This is a genomic window from Mesorhizobium intechi (genome assembly GCF_002879535.1).
GTDB classification, from domain to species: domain Bacteria; phylum Pseudomonadota; class Alphaproteobacteria; order Rhizobiales; family Rhizobiaceae; genus Mesorhizobium; species Mesorhizobium intechi.
Map to the genome: position 1 here is coordinate 1 of NZ_PNOT02000368.1, position 18025 is coordinate 18025.

The window sequence follows — 18025 nt, forward strand, 5'->3', positions numbered from 1 at the left end:
GCGTCACCAGCACGACGACCATGGCCACGACATTGGTGACCGGCCGCTGGCGCGGGCGGATCAGTTCCTCCAGCATCCAGATCGGCACGGTCTGCTGCTGGCCGGCGGTGAAGGTGGTGACGATGACTTCGTCGAAAGACAAAGCGAAGGCCAGCATGCCGCCTGCAAGCAGCGCGGTGGCGATGTTGGGCAGCACGACATGGCGGAAGGTCTGAAAACCGTCGGCGCCGAGATCCATCGAGGCCTCGATCATCGAGCCGGATGTGCGGCGGAAACGGGCGACCGCATTGTTGTAGACGACGACCACGCAGAAGGTGGCGTGGCCGAGCACGATCGTCCAGAACGAAAAGGGGATGTCGGCGAGCGAAAAGGCCGAGCGTAGCGCGATACCGGTGATGATGCCGGGCAGCGCGATGGGCAGGATGACCAGCAGCGAGATAGTCTCGCGGCCGAAGAATTTCGTCCGTGACACCGCAGCGGCGCACAGCGTGCCGAGCACCAGCGCGATCGCCGTCGAGACGGCGGCGACGCGCACCGACAGTGACAGCGCCTCCCAGACGTCGGGCCGATACCAGGTGACGGCGAACCACTGCGTGGTCAGCCCCGGCGGTGGCCAGACGAAGCTCTTCTCCTCGGTGGTGAAGGCGTAGACGAAAATCAGCAGGATCGGCAGATGCAGGAAGAGCAGGCCGCAGGCGGCTGCGATCTTCAGGCCCAGCGGAGCCGATTGACCACGGTCAGAGCGCATCGAAGGCCCCCATGCGCTTGGCGCCCCAGAGGTAGAAACCCATGATGACGATGGGCACCACGGTGAAGGCCGCTGCGAGCGGGATGTTGCCGGCAGTACCCTGTTGCGAATAGACGGCCTGGCCGATGAACAGGCGCGACGTGCCGATGATTTGCGGGATGATGTAGTCGCCCAACGTCAGCGAGAAGGTGAAGATCGAGCCGGCGACAATGCCGGGCAGGGCCAGCGGGAACAGCACGTTGCGAAAGGTCTGCCCGGGCGAAGCGCCGAGGTCGGAGGAGGCTTCGACCAGATTGCCGGGCACGCGCTCGAGGGCCGCCTGCACCGGCAGGATCATGAAAGGCAGCCAGACATAGACGAATACGATGAAGGTGCCGGTGAACGACACCGACAGCGAGTTGCCGCCGACGACCGGCAACGCCAGCCAGGCATCGAGCAGCCACAGCAAATGCAGCTTGGCGAAAAGCCAGGTGAGGATGCCTTCCTTGGCCAGGATGAGCTTCCAGGCATAGATCTTGACCAGGTAGCTCGACCACAGCGGCAGCATGACGCCGAGATAGAACAGCGCCTTCCAGCGGCCGCGGGCATAGCGCGCGGCATAGTAGGCGATCGGAAAGGCGACGACGACCGAGGCCAGCGTGACCAGAGCCGCCATCGTCACCGTGCGCAGGATGATGTCGAGATTGGCCGCCTGTAGCAGGTCACCATAGGTCTTCAGCGTGAACTGGTGGTTGATGAGGCCGGAGAACTCGTCGATGGAGAAGAAGCTCTGTGCCAGCAGGGCGAAGAGCGAGCCGATATAGACGATGCCGAGCCACAGCACCGGCGGCAAAAGCATGAGCAGCAGAAGCAGCTGCGGCCGGCGCCAGAACAGGTCCGACAACGCGCCGCGCATGCCGCCGCTGCCAGGCAGGATGGCAGGGGCCGTGGCGCGCGGCATGGTGATGTCGACGCTCATGCCGGCTCATCCATCAGATGCAGGTGCTCGCGATTGAAGGTGAGCACCACCGCTTCGCCCTCGGCAGGCAGCGCCGTGCCAGCCGGGACCACGGCGTGCAGCTTCAATCCGTCGGCATCGAGCGCCAGCCTGGTGGTGGCGCCGAGATAGTTGGTGGAGACGAGGCGGGCGGCAACGCCTTCGCCGCCCGCGGCGCGGCTGACGCGAATGGATTCGGGGCGCAGACTGCCCCAGCGGTGCTGACCGGAATAACGCTGGACGAAATCCGGCGGCAGCACGTTGGAGGAGCCGACAAAATCGGCGACGAAGCGGGTTCTCGGCCGCTGATAAATATCCTCCGGCGTGCCGATCTGCATGATCCTGCCGTCGTTGAAGACGGCGACGCGGTCGGCCATCGACAGCGCTTCGCCCTGGTCGTGGGTGACGAAGACGAAGGTGATGCCGAGTGCCTTCTGCAACGATTTCAGTTCCTCCTGCATGTTCTCGCGCAGCTTCAGGTCGAGCGCGCCAAGCGGTTCGTCGAGCAGCAGCACCTTGGGCTGGTTGACCAAAGCGCGGGCGAGCGCGACGCGCTGGCGCTGGCCACCGGAAAGCTGGCCGGGGCGACGGGTGCCATAGCCGGGCAGCCGCACCAGCGACAGCGCTTCCTCGGCCGCCTTGTGCCGTCCGGCTTTGCCGACGCCCTTGACCATCAGCCCGTAGGCGACGTTGTCGAGTACATTGAGATGCGGGAACAGCGCGTAGTCCTGGAACACGGTGTTGACGTTGCGGCGATAGGGCGGGACGCCCTCGGCACGCTCGCCGAAGATCGAGATCGAACCCGAAGTCGGCTGCTCGAAACCGGCGATCAGGCGCAGGCATGTCGTCTTGCCCGACCCTGACGGCCCGAGCATGGCGAAGAACTCGCCCGGCGCGATGTCGAGGTCGACAGCATCTACGGCGCGCACGCTGCCGAAATGGCGCGAGACTTTCTGGAAGGAGACGGCTGATGTCATTGGCTGTCCTGATCTGTCAGGCTCATCAAATTCAGGCGGCGGTGCTGCCCCTCATCCGCCTGCCGGCACCTTCTCCCCGTATAGTGACGGGGAGAAGGGATTGGCGGAAACGCCGGCGCCCCCCCTCTCCCCGTTCTTCACGGGGAGAGGGTAAGGGTGAGGGGCAGCGCTATGCTCTCAGCGAAGCGGAATCACCGTCCGCCGATGACGCCGATATAGTCCGACACCCAGCGGTAATAGGGCACGCACTGGTCGTTCTGGGTGGCGCATTTCGAGACCGGCGTCTTCCAGAACTTGATCTTGTCGAAATTGTCGTAGCCGTTGGTCTTGCAGCCTTCATCGGTCAAGAGCTCGTTGCCCTTGCAGGCGGCGGGCACAACGGGGAGCGAGCCGAACCAGGCCGAGACGTCGCCCTGCACCTTCGGTGACAGCGAATGTTCGAGCCACATATAGGCGCAATTCGGGTGAGCCGCGTCGGCCTCCATCATGGTGGTGTCGGCCCAGCCGGTGACGCCTTCTTCCGGCACGGTGGAGGCAACCGGCTTCTTGGCGGCAACGAGCGTGTTGACCTGATACGGCCATGAACCGGAGGCGACGACGCCTTCATTCTGGAAATCGTCGACCTGGATGGCGGCGTCATGCCAGTAGCGGCCGACCAGCGTGCGCTGGACGCGCAGCAGTTCGAGGGCTGCCTTGTACTGGTCCTCATTCAGTTCGTAGGGATCCTTGATGCCGAGTTCCGGCTTGTGGAACATCAGATAGTTGGCGGCATCGGCGATGTGGATCGGGCCGTCATAGGCCTGGACGCGGCCCTTGTTGGACTTGCCGTCCGGCAGCTTCATTTCCTCGAAGACGACGTTCCAGCTCTTGGGTGCTTCCTTGAACACCTCGGTGTTGTACATCAGGATGTTGGGTCCCCACTGGTAAGGAACGCCGTAATGCACCTTGTCGACGGTGAACCAGGGGGCGTCCTTCAGCCGGTCGTCGACCGTCTTCCAGCTCGGGATCAGATCGGTGTTGATCGGCTGCACGCGCTTGCCGGCGACGAGGCGCAGCGAGGCATCGCCGGAAGCCGTGACGAGGTCGAAGCCGCCCTCGTTCATCAGCGAGACCATCTCGTCGGAGGTGTTGGCGGTCTTGACGTTGACCTTGCAGCCGCTTTCCTTCTCGAAGGCGGTGACCCAGTCATAGCCCTTGTCGGTCTCACCGCGCTCGATATAGCCCGGCCAGGCAACGATGTTGACCTGGCCCTCGCCCTTGCCGAGTTCCTTGACCTGGGCGATTGCCTGGCCGGAGAAGGTCAGCGCGACCGTCAGCGCCGTGCATGACTTCAGGAATGAATTCATCATCGATCTCCCATTTTGGCGCATGCCCCCGAAACCGCACCGGTTTTCGCCAGATCACGCGCGGACTGAAAAACGTATCAGTTCGTCCTGTGGACCTGACGTCGCTCTGCTGGCGACTTTGGTCCGTGATACCGAAGGTGCTCGGAAAATTCCGGTTTCGCAAATTCATTTATCAGAAAGACGATATCGGTTTTTCCGATAGGCAGCTGCCGCTTCAAGCAAGCGCCGTCACCAGCCAGCAGGCGGCGTTGAAACGAGCCTCATCGTCCTCGACGTAAGGCGCGAACGCCGCCGGCAACACCGCGGTGATCTTTTCGGCTGTTGCCCGGTCAACGTCGCGCAGCGCGGCGCCGACCGGCCCTAGCCGGGTGACGAAGGTCATCAGGTCGCGTCGGGCGATCCGACACGCGACGTTTGCCTGCTCGACTGCGATTGAAGCCCAGCCGCTCGCTTCCAGGATCCGCTTCACCTTGGCGCCGTCGGCAAAGGCAAACTGACCCGGCGCATCGGGGTCCGGCGCGGGTGCGGGCGGCAGGAAAGGCGCAGCCGCTCGCACCGCGGTCGTCATGAAATCATTCTCGAGCGGACTGCGCCAGGCAACAAAGGCGAGTTTGCCACCGCGCCTCGCGGCCTTTCTTATGTTGGTGAACGCGGCCACGGGATCATCGAAGAACATGACGCCGAAGCGCGAGATAACAGCGTCGAAGTACCCCGACTTGAACGCATATGACTGGGCATCGCCCACTTCAAAACTTGCGTTTGCTACCCCTGCCACCTTGGTGCGCTCCATTGCAAGGGCGACAAGCGGCTGCGAGATGTCGAGCCCCACACAATTTCCGTCGTTGCCCACGCGGCGCGCCATCGCCAGAGTCGTGGCGCCGGCACCGCAGCCGATGTCCAGGACATTGCTCCCGTCCCCAGGATAGCCGGCATCGACTACCAGCCGCTCGAATGGCGCCAGTATCTCGTCGAGGATCGGCTGCATCTCGACCCAGGTCTTGCCGCTGACATCGTTCCAGAGCGCGGCTTGGCGTGTGTTTGGCGGCGCGGATTGCGGCATAACGGACCTCGCTTCGTGTTGCTCTCACCGATCGTCGCGAGCACTCTACGAGTTCAAGCCGACTTGAGGTCAAGTATGAAAGATATGGATATTGCCGAAGTTTCACGCCGCACCGGCGTGCCCGCCTCCACACTTCGCTACCACGAGAACAGGGGCCGGTGCGCAGTCCACAGCCGCGGCAAAGCCCCAAAGGTTGCAACCACCGCAATCATGAGGAGGCTCATGCTCCTCGCTAACGCTCGGCTCGGGGATGGTCCAAAATGGACCCAATCCCTCCCTTGGCCAAACGGATCCTCTAGCGACGGACCGTCCGCTGCGACTGGGCAAGGCCGATGAAGTCGCGCGCCCCCTGCGGCAAGCTGGAACCGCGGCGCCAGACCATGCCGACCTGCACCACTGGCAAGGAGCCCGAAATATCACGCGATTCGATGCGGTCGCCTTCCAGCGACCAAGGCCGGTAGACGAGGTCGGGCAGCAGCGCCACGCCGGCGCCGGTAGCGACCAGGCTGCGCACCGCTTCCACCGAACGGGTGCGGAAGGCGACATGCGGCTTGGCGCCGATCGCCGCCAGCAGTTTTCCCGTGTTCTCCTCGATCTCGTCGACGGTGAGCATGATCAGAGGCTCGCCGGCGATATCGCCAATGCCGATGATGTCGGCGCCGACGAGGGAATGGCCGAGCGGCAGCCACAGGCGGTAGGCCGAGACCTCGAGGATTTCCGACTGCAGTGCCGTGCGGTCGCGCAAATTGGAGGTGACCATGACGGCGATATCCAGTTTGCCGCCAATCAGCAGATGCTCGAGGTAGTCGCCATTGTCCTCTATGGCCGAGACCTCGACGCCCGGATAGGCGCGGCGGTAGCGGGCAAGCAGATCCGACAGCACATAGCCGGCGACCAGCGAGGTGACGCCAAGCTGCAGCCGCCCTCCCGCCACCGCCTGTTCGCCGGAAAAGGAGCGGCGGGCGTCGGACACCTCGGCCAGGATCTTGGTCGCGTGGCGCAGGAACTGGTGGCCCTTATGGGTGATGTTGAGGCCGCGCGGATGGCGTTCGAACAGTGCGACGCCGAGATCGCTTTCGAGCTCCTTGATCGCTTCGGTGACGGACGATTGCGAGATGGAGAGGTTCTGTGCGGCGCCCGACACCGTGCCTTGCTCGGCGACGGCGATGAAGAACTGCAGCTGGCGGATGGTGAAGGCCATGGCCGGACTAAACACCGCTTGGCGGGCGAAGGAAAGCTGACGGCGCAACTTATCCCATGACTGGAGACCGGCGCTCAGGCGAGCGCCAGCCTGATGCGCCGCAGCCATGCGGGGCCATAGCGCAATGCAAGCATGAAGGCGGCCTCCAGCGCCACGACGATGACGATGATGCGCAAGCCCACCGTGAAGGAATCCTGGCCGCTGCCGCGCAAGAGGTAGCCGGTCAGGAGGAAGCCCGCATTCCAGATGGTGGCGCCCAGCAGCGTCGCCGTCGCGAACGGCAGTGCCGGCAGACAAAGCGCGCCGGCCGCGATCGGCAGGTAGTTGCGCACCGTCGGGATGAACTGCGCCAGCAGGGACACCCGGACATGATTGCGGCGATAGGCCTTGCCAAGCTTGCGGTAGGTTGCCGGGCGCAGGAGGAGATATCTGCCGACCCGTTCGATCAGCCGGTCGGCACGGTCAAATCCGATCCGGCGGCCAACCCCATACCAGACAAGGCAGCCGGCGAAGGAGGCAAGCGTCGTCACCGCCAGCAGCACCAGCAGCGTCGCGCCATTCGGCGCCGCCGTCATGCCGAGGAACAGCAGGAGCACATGCGACGGCGGTATCGGCAAGATCTTCTCGGTGAAGGCGAGGCAGAAGACGCCGAAAAGGCCGAAGCCGAGAATCGCCGACAACGGACCGGTCATGCGAAGCGCCAGTCATAGGCCAAGAGTGTCTTGATCTGGGCGACGCGATAGACTGTCGCCGGCGGGAAATTGCGAAAGGTATGGCCGACCCGCGTGACCTCGAGATCGAGCCGGTCGAGCAGCGACTGGTCGAACGGACAGCGTCGTCCGAGCGTGAACTGGTAGAGCGCCCCACCCGGGCGAAGGTTTGCGAAGACACCCTCGAGAATGGCAAGCGTCTTGCGCGGCGAAATCAGGCGGAAGGGCAGCCCGCTGACGGCGGCGCCAACCACCGGCCCGGGAAATAGCGACATATGGCGCAGGCCGGCGGCATCCATCTCGAGAATGCGGGCAGCGGGAAAGCGGCGCAAGAGAAGTGCCGCAAAATCCGGATCGGATTCGATCAGGGTCAGATCCTCTTCCCGCACTCCGCGGGACAGCAGCGCCCGCGTGAACGGGCCGGTTCCTGGGCCGAGCTCCAGCACGGGGCCGGTCTCGGGGCCGATGTCGCGTGTCATCAAGGCCGCCAGGCTGGAACTGGACGGCGTGACGGAGCCGACCCTGAACGGCGCGACGGTCCACGCCTTGAGAAAAGACAGGGCATCATGTGCAGGCATAACCAACCTCAATTGCGGACAACGGCACGCCAGTCAATTTGGCGCGGCCGCTTGATTTCGTTTCGGCGTCGGACCCGAACCTGTTGCATCGTCGAGCCCGACGCCTTGACGCCGGCATGGGCGGTTCCTGCCGACCGGCGCTGTTTGCCGTGGCTGGGTTGCATAGACATTGCGCAATGGCTTGGACGCAAAGAAAGAACTTGCCTGCCGCCGGCCATTCGGCTTTGCCATGTCCACGCAATGTCGGCGCGGTAGAGCCGATGCGGTGTGCTCGTTGCCGGGAGTGTGGATGCGTATCTTGCTGGTCGAGGACGAGCCAGAGATGGTCTCGGCGCTGCGTGCCGCGCTGAAGCGCCACGACATGGTGGTCGACCACGCCGGCACATTGCTTGAGGCGGAAGGCTTCGTTGCCGTCGACAGCTACGATGCCATCCTGCTCGACCGCCAGTTGCCTGACGGCGACGGGCTGGCGCTGGTGCCGAGGTTGCGCTCGGCCGCGAACACCACGCCCGTGCTGGTGCTGACGGCCAAGGGCGACACGTCCGACAAGGTCGATGGGCTGGACATGGGCGCGGACGACTATCTGGCAAAGCCGTTCGCCTTCGAGGAATTGCTGGCCCGCTTGCGCGCCTTGCTCAGGCGGCCGGCGCCGATGCAGTCGCAATTCATCCGCGCCGGCCATCTGGTGCTCGATGTCGGACACCGCGAGGCCGCGATCCGCGGCGAGCCGCTCAGCCTGCCGCGCCGCGAACTCCTGGTGCTGGAGGCGCTGATGCGACGCACCGGCCGCATGGTGCAGCGCGAGGCGCTGATGGAAGCGGTGTTCGGCCTCGACGACGAAATCCAGTCCAATGCGCTCGACACCCATGTCTCACGCCTGCGCCGCAAGCTCGCCGACGCCGATGCCGGGGTGACGATCAACGGCATTCGCGGCGTCGGCTATCTGCTGCGCGAAAACGACGTGAGCCTGGATCGATGAGCCTCAAGCGCCCGCGTTCGCTCAAATGGAGCCTGGTGCTGCGCATCGCCTTGCTGCAATGCGCGATGCTGACGCTGATCATCCTCGGCATTATCGGCGCGTTGCTCGCCACCGGTCTCATTCCGCACGACTATGAGGACGGCACGATGGACGTGCTGGCGGATGCGGTCGCGCGTGACGCTGGCGGCAAGCTTGTGCTGCGCGAGACCTCGGATCTGACGAAGCTGCGATCCGAAGTCCCCGACCTCTGGTTCATCATCCGCGACAGACAGGGGCAGCGGCTGCAGGAAGGCACGGTGCCGGCCATCTTCCAGCCTTTCGCCGGACTGCTGGACACGATCAGCGACGCGCGCATCGATCACTCCATCGGCGAGAGCGCGCCGCCGGATGCGAAGATCCGCTGGACCGAAACGGCCGCGGGCAACCTCCAGATCTTCACCGGCACCAAGGGCGGGCTTTCGCTGCTGCGCCTGCTCGGACAGGCGCCGCAATTCTTCCTGCAGGGCATATTGCCGCTCGCCGGCCTGATGGCGCTGGCCACGCTGTTCGCGACGCCGTGGGTGGTGCGCGGCGCGCTGTCGGGTCTGGGCCATGCGGCCGCCGAGGCCGAACGCATCGACATCGACCAGCGCGGCGTGCAACTGCCGCTGAAGGATGTGCCAAAGGAAGTCACGCCGCTGGTCAAGGCGGTCAACGCCGCGCTTGCACGCCTGGACAAGGGCTACGAGCGTCACAAGCGCTTCCTGACGGACGCCGCCCATGAACTGCGAACCCCGGTGGCCATCCTCAACACACGCCTGGCCTCGCTGCCGGCGACACCGGAGCGGGCTCGGCTGCTGCAGGACGCAGCGCGGCTTTCGACGCTGACCGACCAGTTGCTCGACCTGCAACGCCTCGACCGGCAGACCTCGCCGTTCGAGAAAGTCGATCTCGTGGCGGTCGCGCGCGGCGTCATCGTCGACCTAGCGCCGATCGCGTTTTCGGCCGGGTACGAGATGTCGTTCGAGCCGGAACGGGAAGCGGTTTTCGCCACCGGCGATCGCACCGCGATCGAGCGCGCCGTGACCAACATCGTCCAGAACGCCATCGAGCATGGCGGGCGCACGGGCAAGATCACCGTCAGCGTCACCGCCGCTGCTGTCATCGAGGTGCGGGACGAAGGCAACGGGGTGCCGCCAGCCGAGCGCGAACGCATCTTCGAGCCCTTCTACCGCCTGCACCCGCAGGATCACGGCGCCGGGCTCGGGCTCAACCTGGTGCAGGAAATCATGCAGTTGCATGGTGGGCGCATCGAGATCCTGGACGGCAAGCCGAGGGGCGCCTGCTTCCGGATGAGTTTTCGGGCCCTGGCGGCATAGCACTGCCCTAAACGACACAATTGCGTTGGAATGCTTGACATCGCCGATATTGTAACTAATTAAGTTACATGAAGCGCAACACTCGACTGTCCTCCACCTTGCACATTCTCGTCCACATGGCCGAGAAGCCAGAGCACGCGCTGACCTCCGAGCAGCTTGCCACCTTCATTCACACCAATCCGGTGGTGGTGCGCCGCACCATCGCCGGCTTGCGCGATGCAGGCATCGTCACCTCGTCGCGCGGGCATGGTGGCGGCTGGCTGCTCGGGCGCGCGCCCGAAAACATCTCGCTGGCCGAGATCAGCGCCGCGCTTGGCGAGACGCTGCTGCCGTTGAGCACCGCGCCGGAAAGCCCCGGCTGCCTTGTCGAGCAGGCGGTGATCGCCGTGCTCGACGATTTCCGCGTCGCGGCTGAAAAACTGCTGGCGGAGAAGCTCAGCCGCATCACACTGGCCGACCTGACCGCCGATTTCCGTCGTCGCTACGACCTCATTGGAGTTTCCAGCCATGCAGTATGATCTCGCCGTCGTCGGCGGCAGCTTTGCCGGCCTGTCCGCCGCCATTCAGGCGGCGCGGGCCCGGCGCAACGTCCTGGTGATCGACGCCGGCCAGCCGCGCAACCGCTTTTCCGCGCATTCGCATGGCTTTCTCGGCCAGGACGGGCGCACGCCAGGCGCCATCCTCGACGATGCAAGGCGGCAGTTGCTGGCCTATCCCACAGCCAGGCTTGTCAATGCCCGTGCGGACAGAGCCGTCGCCAACAGCAGCAGCGATTTCGAGATCACCACCGATGGCGGCGAGACATTCGGCGCCGCGCGGCTGGTGTTGGCCACCGGCGTGCGCGACATCCTGCCGGAGGTTCCGGGGCTTGCCGAGCAATGGGGCAAGACCGTGTTGCATTGCCCCTATTGCCACGGCTACGAGGTCTCCGGCGGGCCGCTTGGCGTACTGGCTACCGGTCCGATGTCCCTGCATCAGGCGCGGTTGATCGCCGATTGGGGCGACGTCACGTTGTTCGGCAACGGCCAGATCGAACCCGACGCCGGGCAGATGCTCGCCCTGGAAAGCAGGACTATCACGTTCGAATCCGCGATCGTCAGCGAACTCAGGGAAGACGGCTCCGGCGGCTTGATCGTCCATCTCGAGGGTGGCGGAAAGACCGCCGTCAAGGCGATGTTCACCGCGCCGCGCAACACCATGGCAAGCCCACTGGCCGCGCAGCTTGGCTGCGGCTTCGCGGAGGGCCTGCTCGGCCCAGTAATATCCGTCGACGACCGGCAACAGACGACAATTCCCGGCGTCTATGCCGCCGGAGACGCCGCACGCGCGATGCATAATATCGCCTTCGCGGTATCGGGTGGCACATTTGCGGGCGTGTGTGCCCACCAATCGCTGGTGTTCAGTTAGAATCGGGCTTCGACGCCTGCAATGCTGAGCCGCGCGCCGGCCTGTGCCAGCGCCGCGGCTATGTCGCGCGGCGGCGAAAGATCGGTGGCGAGTTCGGAAAAGCCGTCGAAGCCACAGACCTGGACCAGGCCCTGACGGCCGAACTTGGTGTGGTCGGTGATGACGAGTGAGCGCTGGCCGCGCGACAGGACCATGCGCGCGAATTCGGCCTCTTCCAGATCATAGTCCATGACGCCCGTCACCGCATCGACGGCGCCGGTGGAGATGATGGCGTGGCTGACCGAGAAGCGGCTGACGAAGTCGATGGCCGAAGTGCCGAACGCGGCACCTGAATCGCTGCGCAATTCGCCACCGGCCATATAGACCTTGTTGCCGTTGATGGTGGCCAGCGTACGGGCGATGTCGGACGAATTGGTGACGACCGTCAGGCGCCGGTGGCCGAGCAGTTCCCGGGCCAGGAACGAGGTCGTGGTGCCCGTGTCGAGCATGACCGATTCCCCGTCGCGGATGGTGGCGGCGACCATGCGGGCAATGACGCGCTTGGCATCGGCATTCTCGCGCATGCGCCGTTCGAACGGCGCCTCGCCGACCATGGACGGCAGGCCTATGGCGCCATGCATCTTCAGAACCGAGCCGTCGCTGGTAAGTGGCTTGACGTCGCGGCGCACGGTTTCCAGCGAGACACCCAGCCGATCGGCCAGGCTGGCGATGGTGACGGTTCCTTCTTCCTGCAGCAGCCGCAGGATCTCGCCGTGGCGTTTGGAATGGACCATTGAGTTTCCCGGACTTCGCCTTTTGACCGGTTTTAAGGGAATTCAAGCACTTTTAAAGATGTCGATCCTCGCTTTCGGGCAAAATACCCAAAAAAAGTCACATCTCTTTATTGACAACCGGGCAACCCTGACGTGAAATCTAACGCATCAGCAGGGGTTCGGAGCTGCAACGGGAGAGCGATGGCAGAGCCGCAACTCACTGGCCAGGCGGTGTTGAACGTGTCTGGGGTAAGGAATTTTCAGATCCGCGGGGGCGGATGCCGGGATCAGAATCCTGGCCAAGGGGCTCGTCGGTGCGGTGCGGGATACCTATCCTGGCGTCCCGCACCGACGAGATTGTTCGCGTTTCTCCCCGCTCTCGTCGTGCTGTCCATGGCGCCTTGTCGAAGTCCAGCAAGCCAGGGATGATGATCCCGTGATTGCCGAAGATCGCATCCGCGCCTTGCCCTGCTGGACCGGCGCCATCGAGATTGCCCCCCTGCCCGGCGGCCTGAGCAACGCCAATTATGTGGTCAGCGACGCTGCCGGACGGCATGTCGTGCGCTTGGGCCAGGACTATCCCTTCCACCATGTCTTCCGCGAGCGCGAGGTGATGACCGCTCGGGCGGCCCACGCCGCCGGCTTCGCGCCTGCCGTGCACTATTCCGAACCCGGCATCCTGGTGACGCAATTTCTCGGCGCCAGGACCTTCCTCGCCGAAGACGTGCGCGCCAATCTTGGCCGCGTGGCGGCTTTGCTGCGATCCTTTCATCGCGAGATGCCGAACCATGTCTCCGGCGCCGGCTTCATGTTCTGGGTGTTCCACGTCATCCGCGACTATGCGCGCACGCTCGAGCAGGGCAACAGCCGCAAGCGCAACGACTTGCCGCGTCTGCTGACGCTGGCCGACGAACTGGAGCGGGCGCAGAAACTGCTGCCGATCGTCTTCGGTCACAATGATCTTTTGCCAGCCAACATTCTCGATGACGGCAACAGGCTGTGGCTGATCGATTTCGAATATGCCGGCTTCAACACGGCAATGTTCGACCTCGCAGGCGTTGCCTCGAATGCCGGCATGAGCGACGCGGAATCCTTCGCCTTCCTCACCGCCTATTTCATGAAGGAACCGGACGAGGCTATCCGCCGCTCGCACGCAGCCATGCAATGCGCATCGCTGTTGCGCGAGGCGATGTGGAGCATGGTGTCGGAACTCTATCTCGACGCGCCCGGCATCGACTACGTCGCCTACACCGAGGAAAATTTGGTGCGGCTCGACGCGGCGCTGGAAAACTACCGGACAAAATACGGGATCCTGAAATCATGACCTTGCCCAGCCAGGCCGCCATCGTCGTCATCGGCGGCGGCATCATCGGCTGCTCGACCGCCTATCATCTGGCGCGCGACCACAAAACCGATGTCGTGCTGCTCGAACAGGGCAAGCTGACCTCGGGCTCGACCTGGCACGCCGCCGGCCTGGTCGGGCAGTTGCGCTCGTCCGCCTCGATCACCCGCGTGCTCAAATACTCGGTCGACCTCTACAAGGGGCTGGAGGCCGAAACCGGCCTTGCCACCGGCTGGAAAATGACCGGTTGCCTGCGGCTCGCCACCAATGCCGACCGCTGGACCGAGTACAAAAGGCTGGCGACCACGGCGAAGAGCTTCGGCATGGACATGCATCTTTTGTCCCCGGCCGAGGTCAAGGCGATGTGGCCACTGATGGAAACCGGCGATCTCGTCGGCGCCTCCTGGCTGCCGACCGACGGCCAGGCCAGTCCCTCCGACATCACGCAATCGCTGGCCAAGGGCGCGCGGATGCATGGCGCCAGGCTTTATGAGAATGTCCGCGTCACCGGCTTCGAGATGAAGGGCGGCCGCATCACGGCGGTGAAGACCGATCAAGGCGACATCGCCTGCGACAAGGTGGTGAACTGCGCAGGACAATGGGCGCGGCAGGTTGGCGCCATGGCCGGCATCAATGTGCCGTTGCAGCCGGTGAAGCACCAATACATCATCACCGAGAAGGTCGATGGGCTGGCGACCGACGCGCCGACGCTGCGCGATCCCGACCGGCGCACCTATTTCAAGGAGGAGGTCGGCGGACTGGTGATGGGCGGCTATGAGCCCAACCCGCAGGCATGGGCGACCGATCTCCCCGGCGGCGACGTGCCCAACGACTGGGAGTTCCGGCTGTTCGATGACGACTACGACCATTTCGAGCAGCATATGTCTCAGGCGATCGCGCGCGTGCCGGCGCTGGAAACCGTCGGCGTCAAGCAGATGATCAACGGGCCGGAAAGCTTCACGCCGGACGGCAATTTCATTCTCGGGACGGCACCGGAATGCGTCAACATGTTCGTCGGCGCCGGCTTCAACGCCTTCGGCATCGCCTCTGGCGGCGGCGCCGGCTGGGTGCTGGCCCAATGGGTGGTGGACGGCGAGGCGCCGCTCGACCTGTGGGTGGTCGACATCAGGCGCTTTTCCAACCTGCACCGCGACCGGCAGTGGGTGCGCGAACGCACGCTGGAAGCCTACGGCAAGCATTACACGATCGGCTTCCCGCACGAGGAGTATGCCAGCGGCCGGCCGCGCATCGTCTCGCCGCTTTACGACAGGCTGAAGCAGCAGGGCGCCGTGTTCGGCTCGAAACTCGGCTGGGAGCGACCGAACTGGTTCGCGCCGCAAGGCGTCGAGCCGCAGGACATCTATTCCATGGGCCGGCAGAACTGGTTTTCGGCTGTCGGTGAAGAGCACCGGCATGTGCGCGAGAAGGTCGGCATCTTCGACCAGTCGTCCTTCGCCAAATACGAATTGACCGGTCCCGACGCGGCCAAGACGCTCGACTGGATTTGCGCCAACGACGTCAGCAAGCCGGCCGGAAGGCTGACCTACACGCAGCTTCTCAACACGCGCGGCGGCATCGAGGCCGACCTGACCGTGGCGCGGCTGGCCGAGGAGAAATTCTACATCGTCACAGGCACCGGCTTCCGCACGCATGATGCCTCGTGGATCAGCGACCATATCGGCGAGGGTCACGATGCTAAGCTGACCGATGTCACCGAGGATTTCGGCACGCTGTCGCTGATGGGACCGCGGGCGCGCGACGTGCTCTGCGCTGTGACCGATGCCGATGTGTCGAATGCTTCGTTCCCGTTCGGCCATGTGCGCGAGGTCACCATTGCCGGCCACACGATTCGGGCGCTGCGTGTCACCTATGTCGGCGAACTCGGCTGGGAACTGCATGTGCCAATCGCAGCGACAGGAAAAGTGTTCGATGCGCTGATGGCGGTCGGCAAAGCGCACGGCATCCGCCCGGTCGGCTACCGGGCGCTGGAATCGCTGCGGCTGGAAAAGGGCTATCGCGCCTGGGGTTCCGACATCACACCCAACGACACGCCGCAGGAAGCCGGGCTCGGCTGGGCGGTCAAGCTCAAGAAAAATACCGATTTCGTCGGGCGGCGCGCACTCGAGAAGGTTGTTGGCGCGCCGTTGAAGAAGCGCTTTGCAGGGTTCACGGTCGACAATCCGGAGATCGTGCTGCTCGGCCGAGAGACCATCCTGCGCAATGGCCAGCCGGTCGGCTATCTGACCAGCGGCGGCTATGGCTACACGCTGGGCAAGAACATCGGCTACGGCTATGTGCGCAACGGCGACGGGGTGAGCGACGATTTCCTCGCCGCGGGCGACTACGAGCTGGTTGTCGCGATGGAGCGGACGCCGGCCAGAATCCATCTCGAGCCGATGTTCGACCCGACAGCGGAGAGGGTAAAGGCCTAGTTCACCCGCAAGGCGAGGCCGCGGCTGGGCACGGTATCGGCCTCGCCCGGCATCGAGACGTAGGGGCGCGTTTCCTCGGCCCGGGTGACGACGCCTTGCGCCTCCAGTTCGGCGATGCGTGCGGCAAAACCTTGATCCCACAGCGTGTTCTTGACCGTCAGCACGACCACCCCGCCGGGCCTGCAGATGCGGATCAGCTCATCCAGCCCTTCGACGCCGACATGGCCTGAAGTGAAGACACCGGCCGAGACGATCCCTGCATAGCTATCGTCGGCAAAGGGCAGCGTGCCGCCGAGCGCGAGGCAATGCAACGCGGAATAGACACCCTTGCGGGCGGCCTGGTCCAGCATGCCTTGCGAGATGTCCAGCGCCTCGACTTGCGGATAGCCGGCAATATCGAGCCATTCGCCGATGAGCCCGGTGCCCGCGCCTGCATCGAGCAACGGCGCCGCGCCTCGCGGCAAATGGCGGGCCAGCAGGGCAAGGCAGATCGTCGGATGACGATAACCGGCGGCCGACATGTCGGCGTCATAGGTCTGCGACCAGCGGTCATAGAGTGCGGCCACCTCTTCCGGGCACTTGGCTGCGTAGGCTGCGCTGAGCGCACCCAGGTGTTTACCGTCCGTCATTGCTGCCTTGTCGCCTTATCGAGTCGCCTTCGATCCAATGATAGCCAAACAGCAAAAATTGTGGAACCGTTGCGGTGAGAAATAACGGCGTGGGGGCGCAGGCATGGCGACGGACGAGGCGCGGGCAAAGCTGGCGGCCATTCCCATGCTGGCCGGCTATACCGGCCCGCTGGAGCGGCTCGGTGGCCTTACCAATCTCGTCTTCAGGGCCGGCGATCTCTGCCTGCGCATTCCGGGCAAGGGTACCGAGGAATACATCAACCGCGCCAACGAAGCGGTGGCCGCGCGCGAAGCGGCAAAGGCGGGGGTCAGCCCGGAGGTCCTGCATGCCGACGCCGGCACCGGCGTGATGGTGACGCGCTTCATAGCGGGCGCGCAGACCATGTCGCCGGAGAAATTCAGGGAGAGACGGGGCAGCCCCGCCCGGGCCGGCGAAGCCTTCCGCAAGCTGCATGCGTCCGGTGCGGTGTTCCCCTTCCGCTTCGAACTTTTCGCGATGATCGACGACTATCTCAAAGTGCTGTCGACCAAGGACGTCGCCTTGCCCGACGGCTACCATGACGTGGTGCGCGAGGCCGGCAGCGTGCGCTCGGCGCTTGCCGCTCATCCGCTCCCCGTCGTCGCCTGCCATTGCGATCCGCTGTGCGAAAACTTCCTCGATACGGGCGAGCGGATGTGGATCGTCGACTGGGAATATTCGGGGATGAACGACCCGCTTTGGGACCTCGGCGACCTCAGCGTGGAAGGCAGGTTCGACGCGGACCAGGACGAAGAGCTGATGCGCGCCTATTTCGGCGGCGAGGCGAGGCCGGCGGAGCGCGGCCGCGTCGTCATCTACAAGGCCATGTGCGATCTGCTCTGGACGCTGTGGGGGCTGATCCAGCTTGCCAACGAAAATCCCGTCGACGATTTCCGCGCCTATGCCGACGGCCGCTTCGCCCGCTGCAAGGCGTTGATGGAGACGCCGGAGTTTTCACGGCACCTGGCGGCTGTGCGTCTGGGTTGAGGCGATTCGAAATGGCAGGGGCTCCGGCCTACCTGAAAACCCTCTCTATTTCAGTCAAAGTCACCGTGTCGTCGGATTTTTTGCAATACCAGATGATCAGCGCGATAGGACCGATGGGGAACAATCCAGCAAGCAGTTGATGCCAACCGCTTCTGTTGATGTCATGCAGCCGGCGAGCGGTCATGGCGAGCGTCGGCAGAAGGATGGCAAGATTCCAAATCGATGAGATGATTTCATTCTTCACAATGGCATCGACTATGACAAGAACGACGCCGACAATGAAAATGAAAAGATAGGAATACCAGAACTCCGAGCGGCTGGCCCTGCCGGAAAAATTCACATAATTTCGAAAGAAGCTTGAAACGGCTTCACTGAAATTCATCGAAGGCGGCATTTCTCCGAACCGGTTCGCACCGGCTGGCGCCCCTCTGAGAACAAACACCAGCGGCAAGCCGATCAGGATCAAGACGATCAGCCAATGCCATATGGAAAAACTTCCCATCATCACCCCCTCTGTCGCAGTT

19 protein-coding genes are annotated in these 18025 nt (G+C 64.1%); 8 read left to right on the forward strand and 11 right to left on the reverse strand.

What is annotated here, in order from left to right; genetic code table 11:
• The 5 genes from C1D09_RS30825 to C1D09_RS30850 form a co-directional block, all read right to left on the reverse strand.
• A partial coding sequence (locus tag C1D09_RS30825; RefSeq protein WP_143977722.1) for an ABC transporter permease occupies positions 1 to 748 on the reverse strand: 748 nt, incomplete at its 3' end.
• A complete protein-coding gene (locus tag C1D09_RS30830) occupies positions 738 to 1688 on the reverse strand; it encodes an ABC transporter permease (RefSeq protein WP_208760454.1) in 951 nt (316 codons plus the stop codon). The genes C1D09_RS30830 and C1D09_RS30825, both read right to left, overlap by 11 nt.
• Before the next feature lie 14 nt (positions 1689 to 1702).
• Positions 1703 to 2701 (reverse strand): ABC transporter ATP-binding protein, encoded by a 999-nt coding sequence (locus tag C1D09_RS30835; RefSeq protein ID WP_143977724.1) that lies wholly within the window; start codon positions 2699 to 2701, stop codon positions 1703 to 1705.
• A gap of 191 nt (positions 2702 to 2892) precedes the next feature.
• Positions 2893 to 4047, reverse strand: coding sequence for an ABC transporter substrate-binding protein (locus C1D09_RS30845; RefSeq protein WP_032933996.1), 1155 nt, complete (start codon positions 4045 to 4047; stop codon positions 2893 to 2895).
• Positions 4048 to 4261: 214 nt separating this feature from the next.
• Entirely contained in the window at positions 4262 to 5032 is a 771-nt protein-coding gene (locus tag C1D09_RS30850) for a class I SAM-dependent methyltransferase (protein WP_246135944.1), read from the reverse strand.
• Positions 5033 to 5191: 159 nt separating this feature from the next.
• Here C1D09_RS30850 and C1D09_RS33980 point away from each other — a divergent pair, with 159 nt between their 5' ends.
• Positions 5192 to 5443 (forward strand): MerR family transcriptional regulator, encoded by a 252-nt coding sequence (locus C1D09_RS33980; RefSeq protein WP_246135945.1) that lies wholly within the window; start codon positions 5192 to 5194, stop codon positions 5441 to 5443.
• On the opposite strand, the gene C1D09_RS30860 is transcribed toward C1D09_RS33980, so the two are convergent.
• The 3 genes from C1D09_RS30860 to C1D09_RS30870 all read right to left on the reverse strand — a co-directional run bounded on the left by C1D09_RS30860 (position 5403) and on the right by C1D09_RS30870 (position 7596).
• Positions 5403 to 6308, reverse strand: a complete 906-nt coding sequence (locus C1D09_RS30860; protein ID WP_143977728.1) for a LysR family transcriptional regulator — start codon at positions 6306 to 6308, stop codon at positions 5403 to 5405. The genes C1D09_RS33980 and C1D09_RS30860 overlap by 41 nt on opposite strands.
• Positions 6309 to 6382: 74 nt before the next feature.
• Positions 6383 to 7000 (reverse strand): DedA family protein, encoded by a 618-nt coding sequence (locus C1D09_RS30865; protein ID WP_143977729.1) that lies wholly within the window; start codon positions 6998 to 7000, stop codon positions 6383 to 6385.
• Positions 6997 to 7596, reverse strand: a complete 600-nt coding sequence (locus C1D09_RS30870) for a class I SAM-dependent methyltransferase (RefSeq protein WP_143977730.1) — start codon at positions 7594 to 7596, stop codon at positions 6997 to 6999. Before C1D09_RS30870 ends, C1D09_RS30865 begins: the two co-directional genes overlap by 4 nt.
• A gap of 289 nt (positions 7597 to 7885) precedes the next feature.
• On the opposite strand from C1D09_RS30870, the gene C1D09_RS30875 reads away from it, so the two are divergent.
• The 4 genes from C1D09_RS30875 (at position 7886) to C1D09_RS30890 (ending at position 11340) form a co-directional block, all read left to right on the forward strand.
• The gene (locus C1D09_RS30875) at positions 7886 to 8575 is read left to right on the forward strand and encodes a response regulator transcription factor (RefSeq protein ID WP_143977731.1); all 690 of its coding nucleotides are present in this window, start codon (positions 7886 to 7888) and stop codon (positions 8573 to 8575) included.
• Entirely contained in the window at positions 8572 to 9933 is a 1362-nt protein-coding gene (locus C1D09_RS30880; protein WP_143977732.1) for a sensor histidine kinase, read from the forward strand. The genes C1D09_RS30875 and C1D09_RS30880 overlap by 4 nt, the downstream gene beginning before the upstream one ends.
• 68 nt (positions 9934 to 10001) lie before the next feature.
• Positions 10002 to 10451 carry an RrF2 family transcriptional regulator gene (locus C1D09_RS30885; protein ID WP_143977733.1) on the forward strand — a complete coding sequence of 150 codons (450 nt, stop codon included), beginning with the start codon at positions 10002 to 10004 and terminating at the stop codon, positions 10449 to 10451.
• Complete coding sequence (locus C1D09_RS30890; protein ID WP_143977734.1) at positions 10441 to 11340, forward strand: NAD(P)/FAD-dependent oxidoreductase; 900 nt, start codon at positions 10441 to 10443, stop codon at positions 11338 to 11340. Before C1D09_RS30885 ends, C1D09_RS30890 begins: the two co-directional genes overlap by 11 nt.
• Here C1D09_RS30890 and C1D09_RS30895 read toward each other — a convergent pair.
• Positions 11337 to 12113 carry a DeoR/GlpR family DNA-binding transcription regulator gene (locus C1D09_RS30895; RefSeq protein WP_143977735.1) on the reverse strand — a complete coding sequence of 259 codons (777 nt, stop codon included), beginning with the start codon at positions 12111 to 12113 and terminating at the stop codon, positions 11337 to 11339. The genes C1D09_RS30890 and C1D09_RS30895 overlap by 4 nt on opposite strands.
• A gap of 415 nt (positions 12114 to 12528) precedes the next feature.
• Here C1D09_RS30895 and C1D09_RS30900 point away from each other — a divergent pair, with 415 nt between their 5' ends.
• Both C1D09_RS30900 and C1D09_RS30905 read left to right on the forward strand, forming a co-directional pair.
• Entirely contained in the window at positions 12529 to 13416 is an 888-nt protein-coding gene (locus C1D09_RS30900) for a phosphotransferase family protein (protein ID WP_143977736.1), read from the forward strand.
• Complete coding sequence (locus C1D09_RS30905) at positions 13413 to 15866, forward strand: GcvT family protein (RefSeq protein ID WP_143977737.1); 2454 nt, start codon at positions 13413 to 13415, stop codon at positions 15864 to 15866. Before C1D09_RS30900 ends, C1D09_RS30905 begins: the two co-directional genes overlap by 4 nt.
• On the opposite strand, the gene C1D09_RS30910 is transcribed toward C1D09_RS30905, so the two are convergent.
• Positions 15863 to 16495, reverse strand: coding sequence for a class I SAM-dependent DNA methyltransferase (locus C1D09_RS30910; protein ID WP_143977738.1), 633 nt, complete (start codon positions 16493 to 16495; stop codon positions 15863 to 15865). The genes C1D09_RS30905 and C1D09_RS30910 overlap by 4 nt on opposite strands.
• A gap of 103 nt (positions 16496 to 16598) precedes the next feature.
• Between C1D09_RS30910 and C1D09_RS30915 the strand changes: the two genes are divergently transcribed.
• Positions 16599 to 17501, forward strand: a complete 903-nt coding sequence (locus C1D09_RS30915; RefSeq protein ID WP_143977739.1) for a phosphotransferase family protein — start codon at positions 16599 to 16601, stop codon at positions 17499 to 17501.
• Between the two features lie 28 nt (positions 17502 to 17529).
• Here C1D09_RS30915 and C1D09_RS30920 read toward each other — a convergent pair whose 3' ends face one another.
• On the reverse strand, positions 17530 to 18003 hold the full coding sequence (locus C1D09_RS30920) for a DUF805 domain-containing protein (RefSeq protein WP_143977780.1): 474 nt from the start codon (positions 18001 to 18003) through the stop codon (positions 17530 to 17532).
• Between the last annotated feature and the right edge of the window lie 22 nt (positions 18004 to 18025).

Bases quoted from the DNA above. Each gene is read 5' to 3' on its own strand.
- C1D09_RS30890 (WP_143977734.1), top strand. From the start codon at position 10,441: ATGCAGTATGATCTCGCCGTCGTCGGCGGCAGCTTTGCCGGCCTGTCC.
- C1D09_RS30920 (WP_143977780.1), bottom strand. From the start codon at position 18,003: ATGGGAAGTTTTTCCATATGGCATTGGCTGATCGTCTTGATCCTGATC.
- C1D09_RS30905 (WP_143977737.1), top strand. From the start codon at position 13,413: ATGACCTTGCCCAGCCAGGCCGCCATCGTCGTCATCGGCGGCGGCATC.
- C1D09_RS30910 (WP_143977738.1), bottom strand. From the start codon at position 16,495: ATGACGGACGGTAAACACCTGGGTGCGCTCAGCGCAGCCTACGCAGCC.
- C1D09_RS30860 (WP_143977728.1), bottom strand. From the start codon at position 6,308: ATGGCCTTCACCATCCGCCAGCTGCAGTTCTTCATCGCCGTCGCCGAG.
- C1D09_RS30875 (WP_143977731.1), top strand. From the start codon at position 7,886: ATGCGTATCTTGCTGGTCGAGGACGAGCCAGAGATGGTCTCGGCGCTG.
- C1D09_RS30865 (WP_143977729.1), bottom strand. From the start codon at position 7,000: ATGACCGGTCCGTTGTCGGCGATTCTCGGCTTCGGCCTTTTCGGCGTC.
- C1D09_RS30885 (WP_143977733.1), top strand. From the start codon at position 10,002: ATGAAGCGCAACACTCGACTGTCCTCCACCTTGCACATTCTCGTCCAC.
- C1D09_RS30880 (WP_143977732.1), top strand. From the start codon at position 8,572: ATGAGCCTCAAGCGCCCGCGTTCGCTCAAATGGAGCCTGGTGCTGCGC.
- C1D09_RS30850 (WP_246135944.1), bottom strand. From the start codon at position 5,032: ATGCAGCCGATCCTCGACGAGATACTGGCGCCATTCGAGCGGCTGGTA.
- C1D09_RS33980 (WP_246135945.1), top strand. From the start codon at position 5,192: ATGGATATTGCCGAAGTTTCACGCCGCACCGGCGTGCCCGCCTCCACA.
- C1D09_RS30835 (WP_143977724.1), bottom strand. From the start codon at position 2,701: ATGACATCAGCCGTCTCCTTCCAGAAAGTCTCGCGCCATTTCGGCAGC.
- C1D09_RS30845 (WP_032933996.1), bottom strand. From the start codon at position 4,047: ATGAATTCATTCCTGAAGTCATGCACGGCGCTGACGGTCGCGCTGACC.
- C1D09_RS30870 (WP_143977730.1), bottom strand. From the start codon at position 7,596: ATGCCTGCACATGATGCCCTGTCTTTTCTCAAGGCGTGGACCGTCGCG.
- C1D09_RS30895 (WP_143977735.1), bottom strand. From the start codon at position 12,113: ATGGTCCATTCCAAACGCCACGGCGAGATCCTGCGGCTGCTGCAGGAA.
- C1D09_RS30830 (WP_208760454.1), bottom strand. From the start codon at position 1,688: ATGCCGCGCGCCACGGCCCCTGCCATCCTGCCTGGCAGCGGCGGCATG.
- C1D09_RS30915 (WP_143977739.1), top strand. From the start codon at position 16,599: ATGGCGACGGACGAGGCGCGGGCAAAGCTGGCGGCCATTCCCATGCTG.